Source organism: Streptomyces sp. NPDC101152, assembly GCF_044768275.1.
In the GTDB taxonomy this organism is placed as follows: domain Bacteria; phylum Actinomycetota; class Actinomycetes; order Streptomycetales; family Streptomycetaceae; genus Streptomyces.
This window is the reverse complement of the sequence record NZ_JBIWPO010000109.1, coordinates 1-8,241: the sequence shown is the minus strand read 5'-3', so window position 1 is coordinate 8,241 and position 8,241 is coordinate 1. Positions and strand designations below refer to the sequence as shown.

Annotated in this window: 6 protein-coding genes; 4 read left to right on the top strand and 2 right to left on the bottom strand. The window is 69.2% G+C overall.

Annotated features, from left to right (window positions below):
* Positions 1–143: 143 nt before the first annotated feature.
* Positions 144–755 carry an IS607 family transposase gene (locus tag ACIRVK_RS44815; RefSeq protein ID WP_404257833.1) on the top strand — a complete coding sequence of 204 codons (612 nt, stop codon included), beginning with the start codon at positions 144–146 and terminating at the stop codon, positions 753–755.
* Positions 756–830: 75 nt separating this feature from the next.
* On the top strand, positions 831–2,708 hold the full coding sequence (locus ACIRVK_RS44810) for a zinc ribbon domain-containing protein (RefSeq protein WP_404257831.1): 1,878 nt from the start codon (positions 831–833) through the stop codon (positions 2,706–2,708).
* 217 nt (positions 2,709–2,925) lie between these two features.
* Here ACIRVK_RS44810 and ACIRVK_RS44805 read toward each other — a convergent pair whose 3' ends face one another.
* Positions 2,926–3,969 carry a PP2C family protein-serine/threonine phosphatase gene (locus ACIRVK_RS44805; protein ID WP_404257829.1) on the bottom strand — a complete coding sequence of 348 codons (1,044 nt, stop codon included), beginning with the start codon at positions 3,967–3,969 and terminating at the stop codon, positions 2,926–2,928.
* A 468-nt stretch (positions 3,970–4,437) separates the two neighbouring features.
* Between ACIRVK_RS44805 and ACIRVK_RS44800 the strand changes: the two genes are divergently transcribed.
* Positions 4,438–7,119 carry a SpoIIE family protein phosphatase gene (locus ACIRVK_RS44800; protein ID WP_404257827.1) on the top strand — a complete coding sequence of 894 codons (2,682 nt, stop codon included), beginning with the start codon at positions 4,438–4,440 and terminating at the stop codon, positions 7,117–7,119.
* Positions 7,120–7,299: 180 nt separating this feature from the next.
* On the opposite strand, the gene ACIRVK_RS44795 is transcribed toward ACIRVK_RS44800, so the two are convergent.
* Positions 7,300–7,428: a hypothetical protein gene (locus ACIRVK_RS44795; protein ID WP_404257825.1), complete on the bottom strand. Its 129-nt coding sequence runs from the start codon at positions 7,426–7,428 to the stop codon at positions 7,300–7,302.
* Between the two features lie 377 nt (positions 7,429–7,805).
* On the opposite strand from ACIRVK_RS44795, the gene ACIRVK_RS44790 reads away from it, so the two are divergent.
* A complete protein-coding gene (locus tag ACIRVK_RS44790) occupies positions 7,806–8,192 on the top strand; it encodes a hypothetical protein (RefSeq protein ID WP_404257823.1) in 387 nt (128 codons plus the stop codon).
* The last annotated feature ends 49 nt before the right edge of the window (positions 8,193–8,241 follow it).

Genomic DNA, 8,241 nt, shown 5'->3' with positions numbered 1-8,241 from the left:
CAGCGCCATCCCGAACTCATTGACGGCTGCCTCACCGAGACCGGACTGACCATCACTTCACACCAACCGAACCCAACCTGAAAAGCTCAGTAGTTATCCCTAGTGTTGTGCCATGTATTGTTGAACGCGTGGAGTTGCTGCGTATGTCCAAGGCTTCGAAGCGTCTTGGGATTCACCCGATGACGCTTCGCCAGTGGGCGTTGGACGGCAAGATCCCGTTCACCTGGGTCGGGCGTGAGCGCCGGTTCTCCTCGGTGGACGTGGAGAACATGAAGCGCGGTAGTGACTCCACCGTTTCCCGGCCGCGTCTGGAGTTGCTGTATGCGCGGGTGTCGGGCTCGTCGGGGCAGGAGTCCTGGCTGGAGGCCCAGGAGCAGGAGTTACGGGCTACCTCGATGGGGACGGTCGTCAAGGTCGTCAAGGATCGCGGTTCCGGTCTGAGGGAGAACGGGCCAGGCTTGAACCGGGTGATCGCGATGGTCGCGGACGGTTCGGTGACCGTGGTGCGGGTGACGCATGAGGACCGGCTCGCGCGGTTCGGTGTGGGCTGGCTGAAGCGGCTGTTCGCTGTGTACGGCGTCAACGTGGAGGTGCTGCACCCGAAGAAGCTCGGCGGCCGGGACGAACTCCTCGAAGACTTCGTCTCGCTGACTGCGACGTTCGCCGGGCGGCTGTACGGGATGCGCAGTGCGGACAACCGTCGTCGTCTGCTGGCCGAGTCGGGGCAGTGCAGCGAAGGGGGCCGCGCCCGGTGAGCCGGAAGTTGCCGCTCACCGAGGGCGAGACCTCCCGCACCGCCTGCGCCCGCACCCTGGTCCATGCCGGGCTGGATGAGAAGAGCGGCGAAGTCCTTACCGCTGCCGTGCTGGCCCAACGTGGGCTGGTGCACCGACCTGGCGGCCGGCATGACCGCTTCCCTGCTCGGTGAGCACTGGAACACCACCGACGTGACCACCCTGGCCGCCGGAGTGGACGCCGGGGGACGGAAGCTTCCGTCGAATGCGTGGATGGCACTGCGCCGCCTGGGCTGGACCACTGCCGCGCCCGAGGGCGTGAAGGTCAATGACCGGATCGTCCGTGTCGCTCAGGAACAGGCCGGACGCGCTCTGCGGTCGGTGAAGTGGCGCGCCGATGTAGTCGCCGGAATTCTGGCCACCTGGCCTGTCGATCCGAAGAAGCGTACCGAGGGTGAGTGGGAAGCGGTGCGGGCCGCGATACCCGGCGGTGAGTTCCTGCTGTCCAGCGTGATCCGTTCCCGCACCCGTCAGATCGCTGCGTATCTGCGGGAGAACGGGTGTCTCCCGGTGGACGTGTTCGAGCTGGAGCCAGCGCCCCGCGGGGCGCGGATGCTTCTTCTCTCCGCTTGTGACGGGCAGCAAGCGTCGATCGAGCGGTCCGTGACCGAGCCGACGAAGGTACTGCTGCGGATGCAGCTTCCCACCCGGCCCGGCCCCCAGAAGTACGCGGACTGGTCGTGGGTCGCCTGCACGATCAAGCTGCCCCCGACTGTTCCCGCGAGCGCCGTCCTGCACTTGCCAACCTTGCGCATCGTCGGCGGGAAGGTGCGAGCCGATCTCGCCTACACCCACCCCGTGCCCAAGGCCCAGCGCTTTGGCCACACCGTGGCGTTGGGTGTGGACTGGGGACTGAACACCCTGCTGTCCGCCGGTGCGGCCCGGCTCCACCCGGACGGCACGATCACCGGCCTTGGTACCGGGGCGCAGTTCCGTGCCTCCGGCGTGCTGGCCAAGCAGTACCGCCTCCGGAAGCAGTCCGAGCGGCTGCACGCCAAGACTGACCAGTACGCCCGTCTCGCCGACCCGGCCCTGGACGGCAAACAGGCCGTGCTGACGGAGGAGATCCGACGCATCTCGGAGCGCCGCTTGAACCTCAACGACGCGTTGGCCTGGGCTGCTGCCCGATGGGCGGTGGACCAGGCCGTTGCCGCCCAGGCCACGGTCATCTACCTGGAAGACCTGCGGTCGATGGAAGCGGGCGGCATGGGCCGCACCCAGAACACCCGCATGTCCCAGACCGTGCGCGGGCAGATCGCCGACCGTATGCGACACCTCGCAGCCGAGGCCGGCGTTGCCGTGGTGACCGTGCCACCGGCGAACACCTCCAAGCACTGTCCGCACTGCCTCACCCCGCTGCGACACCGCAAGTCCCCTGACCGGCCCACCATCCCGGGCTGGAAGTGGGCCATCTGCCCGTCCTGCCGATGGCAGGACGACCGTGACCAGGGCGCATGGCGACGGATCGTCGCGCGTGGCCTCACCCACCAGACCAAGACCGTCGTGGACAAGACCAGCGGCGCCATGGTGATCCGCAAGGTCGTGGACAAGCTCGAAGCCGTGGCAGTCATCACGGCCACACCGAAGACCAGCCGGAACGACCGGTCCAAGACCGGCCCTACCCGGCCGCGTTCCAACCGTCCCGCGCCCAGGCGACGCGGGATTCCCTCCCCGGCCCTGCCCTCGGGCCCGGCCGGAAAGCGTCCGGAGGGACACGCACCAACGGACCGGCCCCGGCTGCCCCGCGCAGCCCACCGGCACCAGGGCATGACCGCGATCAGCACCCCCACCACCCGCCAGCGGCCACGCGGAGCAGCACTCGGCGCGGGATTCCATCTCCACGCTCACGCTACCCCGCCCAGGTGGGCAGAATCCACGCCGAACCTTACGGTTCGCATGGGATCGCTTAGCTGATCAGAGACGCTGCGCACAGTGGCTGAGAAGAGAGGGCGAGCCTCCCGTACGCTGCCATGGACACCCGGCCGACGCCGATATCATGCCCGCGGAGTGCTCCCGGTAGCTCGGAGTCAGCCGGAAGGCGTGGTCGGCAGCAGGATTCGACGTAGGTCGGCGACGGTGCAGGCCAGGCTCACCAAGGCGAACATGGCGCGCACACGTAATCCGCATAGACCTACAGGCGGTACTCGCTGGCCCAGGTGTCCGGGCAGCGCACGACAAGGGCCGCGACGTCGTCGTCGAGCTTTCCTCCGCTGTAGTGGAGCAGGGCCGCGTGAAGCCGGTCGAGCAGCTCTCGGGGCGGCGTTTGGCCCTGCTGCTGAGTCCAGTCCGGCAGAGGGAAGAACGTGCCGGTGCGGTCCCGGGCCTCCGTCACCCCGTCGGTGTAGAGGAGCAGCTGATCGCCGGGGGTGAAGTCGAAGGCGTCCACGCGGTGGTGCTCGCCGACGAGCGTCGTCAGGTTGAGCGGCGGCGAGGGGGTGCTGGCTTCCAGCAGGCGGGCCTTCCCCTGGTGGACGAGCAGGGGTGGCGGGTGCCCGCAGCTGAGGATTCTGACCTGGCCGCCGTCCCGGGGGATCTCGGTGATGAGGGCGGTGGCGAAGTGCTCGGGCCGGTCCAGGAGGGGGAAGGCGGCACTGTGACGTGCGATGGTGACCTCCAGCCGATGGATGATGCCGCCGAGACCGGGCTCGTCGTACGCGGCTTCCCTGAAGCAGCTGATCAACGCGGAGGCCGCTCCGACCGCGGACAGGCCCTTGCCGCGCACGTCGCCGATGAGGAGCCGGATCCCGTACGGCGTGTCGGCCGCCTCATAGAAGTCACCACCGATTCGGGCCTCCTCCTGGGCCGCCAGGTACAGGGCCTCGATCTCGATGTTGTTCATGCGGCGCGGCAGGGGGCGCAGCAGCACCTCCTGGGCGGCCTCGGCGACAAGCCGGACGTGGAACAGCGTCTCTTCGCGCTGCAGCCGGACATGGCTGGCGTAGGCGGCCGCCAGGGTGACCGCGACGATGGCTGCCGACGTGTAGGGCGTTCCCAGGTCGGTGTAGACGAAGCCGAGACCGATCATGACCAGGAGGCAGAACAGTCCGAGCAGGAGCGTGGGAAGCACAGGCCACATGGCGGCGGCGAGAGCGGGAGCGGTGGGAAGGAGGCGGCTGAAAGCGATCTGCCGTGGAGTGGAGAACGCCAGAGCGGCGATAAGGGCCGTGAGGATCACCGGTGACAGCGTGGCCGCTTCCCATAGGCCGCCGCGCAGAGGATGCCGACGCCACGGCCACCCAAACCCGATCACAAAATGCATCATAACGATAGGAACCAGGCATCGAGCTCGGATGGACGACGTGGCTCGGTCCTGATGATCAGACATGTGCGGTGGATGCGCCACCATCCGGCCGACGGAAGGCGCGTGCTGGGCCCGGCCCGCCGTACCTAAGACCCCTCACGCGACGCGCCGCTCGGGCCGTCCCCGTCATCGCCCTCCGGTTACTCGCCCCGGGTTCACCCTCTGCGGACAGGCGTCGTCAGTCATCCCAGGCCTGCGCAGCGGTGTTATCAAGGGTGTATGAAAGGACATCTGAGCCGATTGCGGACCTCACGTCCTCCGCCAGACGGTGGCCGGCGGACTCGGCGCCTGTCCGTCCTGAACCCGCGCACCGCGGCGGGGCAGGTGTTCCTCGTTCAGAGCATGATCGTGCTGCTGCTGGTGGTTGCCGCGGTGGCGGGCATCATGCTGCAGGCGGGGCGCGACGCTGTGCGGCAGGGGCGTCGGGAGTCGGTGGTGGCCGCCCAGTCGTTCGCCAGCGCCCCCGGTGTGAGCCTGGCGCTGCGCAGCCCGGATCCGACCGCCGTGCTGCAACCGAGAGCCGAGCAGGCGCGCAAGCGGGCGGGCATGGACTTCATCGTCGTCCTCAGCACGGACGGAATCCGGTATACGTATCCCTACCCCTCGGAGATCGGCAAGAAGTTCGTCGGCACCATCGAGCCGGCGCTCGAGGGCCGTACCGTCGTCGAACAGGCGGGCGGTCCGCCTCTGCCGGCGGGCAAGGGGACGGCCATCCAAGCGGTCGTCCCGGTGACCGATGCGCGCGGCCGGATCGTCGGCCTGGTTTCTGCGGGGATCACCGTCACGAACGTGGTGCGACTCTGGATGCCGCAGCTGCCGATCGTCCTGGGCGTTGGCGCGATCATGCTGGTGCTGGCCGCGGCAGGGACGACCGCGGTGTCCCGGCGACTGCTGCGGCAGACGCATGGCCTGGCCCCGGCGGAGCTGGCGCGGCTGTACGAGCACCACCAAGCCGTGCTGCACGCGGTACGGGAGGGGGTTCTGATCACCGGCGAGGACCGGCAGCTGCTGCTGGCCAACGAAGAGGCAAAGCGGCTACTGGGTCTGCCGGCCGACGCACAAGGGCGGCACCTGCGGGAGCTGGGGCTTCCCGAGCAGATGGCGCGCGTGCTCGCATCCCCGGAGAAGGTCACCGACGAGGTGTACCTCGCCAACGACCGGTTGCTGGCCGTGAACAAACGGCCCACGTTCCCGGAGGCCGACGACGCGGGCAGCGTGGTGACGTTGCGGGACACGACGGAGCTGGCGGTGGTGTCGGGGCGGGCCGAGGTGGCGCTGGGGCAGCTGAAGCTGCTGTACGAGGCGGGGATGCGGATCGGGACGACGCTGGATGTGGAGCGCACGGCCCAGGAGCTGGCCGACGTGGCGGTGCCCCGGTTCGCCGACCTCGTCGCGGTGGATCTGCTGGATTCGGTGGTGCGTGGCTCTGAGCCGACGACGAAGGGCTGGCGCCACCTGCTGCGGTCCGCGATCAGCGGAGATCAGCGGATGCTGCTGGTGTACCGGCTGGGTGAAGTGATCACATTCTCGCCCGAGACTCCGCAGATGCTGGCGCTCGAACAGGGCCGGGGCGTCCTGGAGGCAGACCTGCGGCAGGCTGACGGCTGGCAGGAACAGGATCCGGAACGCGCTCGAAGGGCTCTGGAACTCGGATTGCGCTCCCTGGTGACCATGCCGCTGCGGGCGCGCGGGGTGCCCCTGGGCCTCGCGCACTTCTACCGGACGGAGGGCTCGCCCGCGTTCGAGCCGGAGGACGTGGCCTTCGCGGAAGAGCTCGGCGCGCGGGCGGCGGTGGCCATCGACAACGCCCGGAGGTTCACCCGCGAGCACGCGATGACGGTGACTCTGCAGCGCAGTCTGCTGCCGCGGGGCCAGCCGGAGCAGGACGCCCTGGAGGTGGCCTGGCGGTACCTGCCGTCGGAGGCGGGAGTGGGCGGGGACTGGTTCGACGTCATTCCGCTGCCGGGCGGACGGGTCGCGCTGGTGATAGGCGATGTCGTCGGCCACGGGCTACACGCCTCGGCGACGATGGGCCGGCTGCGCGTCGCCGTGCACAACTTCGCCACGCTGGACCTCCCCGTCGACGAGGTCCTTGGAAAGCTGGACGATCTGGTCGCCCGCCTGGACGACGAGGACGACTCCAGCGCTGCCCCCGACGACCAGGAGGGGACGGGGTTGACCGGAGCGACGTGCCTGTATGCCATCTACGACGCCGTGACAGGGATCTGCACGATGGCCCGTGCGGGGCATCCCGGCCCCGTGGTGGTGAACCCGGACGGGACGGTCGTCTGCCCGGAGGTGCCGGCCTCTCCCCCGTTCGGCCTCGGAGGCTACCCCTTCGAAGCCGCCGAGGTGCACCTGGCGGAGGGCTCCCAGCTGATCCTGTACACCGACGGGCTGGTCAAGAACACTGCCCGTGACATCGACGCCGGTCTCGAAGAGCTGCGCCGGGCGCTAGGCGGAGCCGGGGCTGGGGAACGCACTCCGGAGGAGACCTGCCAAGCCGTGATCGGGGCGTTGAAGCCGACCCGGCTCTCGGACGACATCGCACTGCTGGCGGCGCGGACCCGGCGGATCCCGTCCTCTTCGGTGGCCGAGTGGGATGTTCCCCCCGACACGGCGGTGGTGCCCTCGGTGCGGGCCCAGTGCAGGACGGTTCTGAGCGGCTGGGGGCTGGACGAGACCGCGTTCACCACAGAGCTGATCCTCAGCGAGCTGGTCACGAACGCGATCCGCTACGGATCGCCACCTGTGAAGGTGCGCCTGCTGCGCGGACGCAGTCTGATCTGTGAGGTGTCGGACGGCTCCAGCACCTCTCCCCGACTGCGTCGGGCGGCAACCACGGACGAGGGCGGGCGTGGGCTGTTCCTCGTGGCGCAGTTCGCACAGCGGTGGGGGACGCGGTACACGTCGCGCGGCAAAGTCATCTGGGCGGAGCAGGTCCTGCACAACGGCGCGTCCGCTCCCGCGAATGACACGCCGGTCGACGCTCTCCTCGAACAGTTCGGGGATCCCCTGATGTGAGGAGCAGGCGCCCGCGCCGATCAGTCCCGCAAGCCGCACCGGTAGCCGGGGCGGTTGATCAGCGTCGCCCCCTCCTTCAATTGATCGGCCCCGACCGCCTGCACGACGGCGAGAGAACGTCCTCCCCAGCCTCACGGCGTGGGATCGAGGGCGGCCGCGGACTGCCGCTGGTCGCCCAGCTCACCCATGGATCAGGTCGGACTCGCCCTTGCGGTAGGGCTGGATCCGGCGCAGTACCCGGACGCCGCCGTCGGCCGCGCCCGCGCCGCCGTCGAACACGGCGTGCCCTACACGGCCCAGCCAGCCCAAGAGATGATGGCGCGGCAGGTGGTGCCCCCACCGCAGACAGCACCCACCTCGCGCCTGCCGCCGCGACACGCGGGCTTGCGCAGCGCTCCTCGCCGGCCCCCACCCAGCGGCGGCGCACCAACGGCTACGCGCTCGCAGGCGGCTGCGCGGTCCTCGCACTCCTCGCGTTCCTCTCCCATGTCTTCTGGCCCGCGCCGGGCCGTTCCGGCCACTCCACCCGCTCTCAGCCGCAGTCCACGGACTCCACGCAGCCCACGCACTCCACACAGGCCGGGCGGACCGGCCAGACCACGCACTCCGGGCAGGCCGCGCGGCAGGCTCCGGGCCGGGACCCGAGGAAGGTGTCGGGATACGGCTGGACCTACACCGTGGAATCCGTGTCCCGCACCACCAGCGAGTGGGTGCCCAACCCGCGCCCCTCACTGACCATCACCGCAGGTCTCGAGTGCGACAACGCCGACGAGTTCTCCCACATGACCTACCAGGTCAGCGACCCGGCCCTGGACGCAGATCCCCTCGCGAGCCCCGTGGACAGCGAACCGCCGGCGCACCAGCGCAGCCGACTGGTGCAGGTGTTCTGGGACACCTGCACCAGTTACGGCGGTTGGAAGTCGAACCCGGTCTTGGCGATGAGACCCTCGTTGACTTCTCCCCCAGCTGAAGCAGGGAGATTCTTCCCTCGCGGGTCGAGCTTTCTGCTTCTCAGACAGCAGCTGCCCCGAACTACTGAGCTTTTCAGGTTGGGTTCGGTTGGTGTGAAGTGATGGTCAGTCCGGTCTCGGTGAGGCAGCCGTCAATGAGTTCGGGATGGCG

Excerpts from the sequence above, each read along its gene's own strand:
- ACIRVK_RS44800 (WP_404257827.1), top strand. The coding sequence starts at position 4,438 with ATGATCGTGCTGCTGCTGGTGGTTGCCGCGGTGGCGGGCATCATGCTG.
- ACIRVK_RS44810 (WP_404257831.1), top strand. The coding sequence starts at position 831 with ATGAGAAGAGCGGCGAAGTCCTTACCGCTGCCGTGCTGGCCCAACGTG.
- ACIRVK_RS44815 (WP_404257833.1), top strand. The coding sequence starts at position 144 with ATGTCCAAGGCTTCGAAGCGTCTTGGGATTCACCCGATGACGCTTCGC.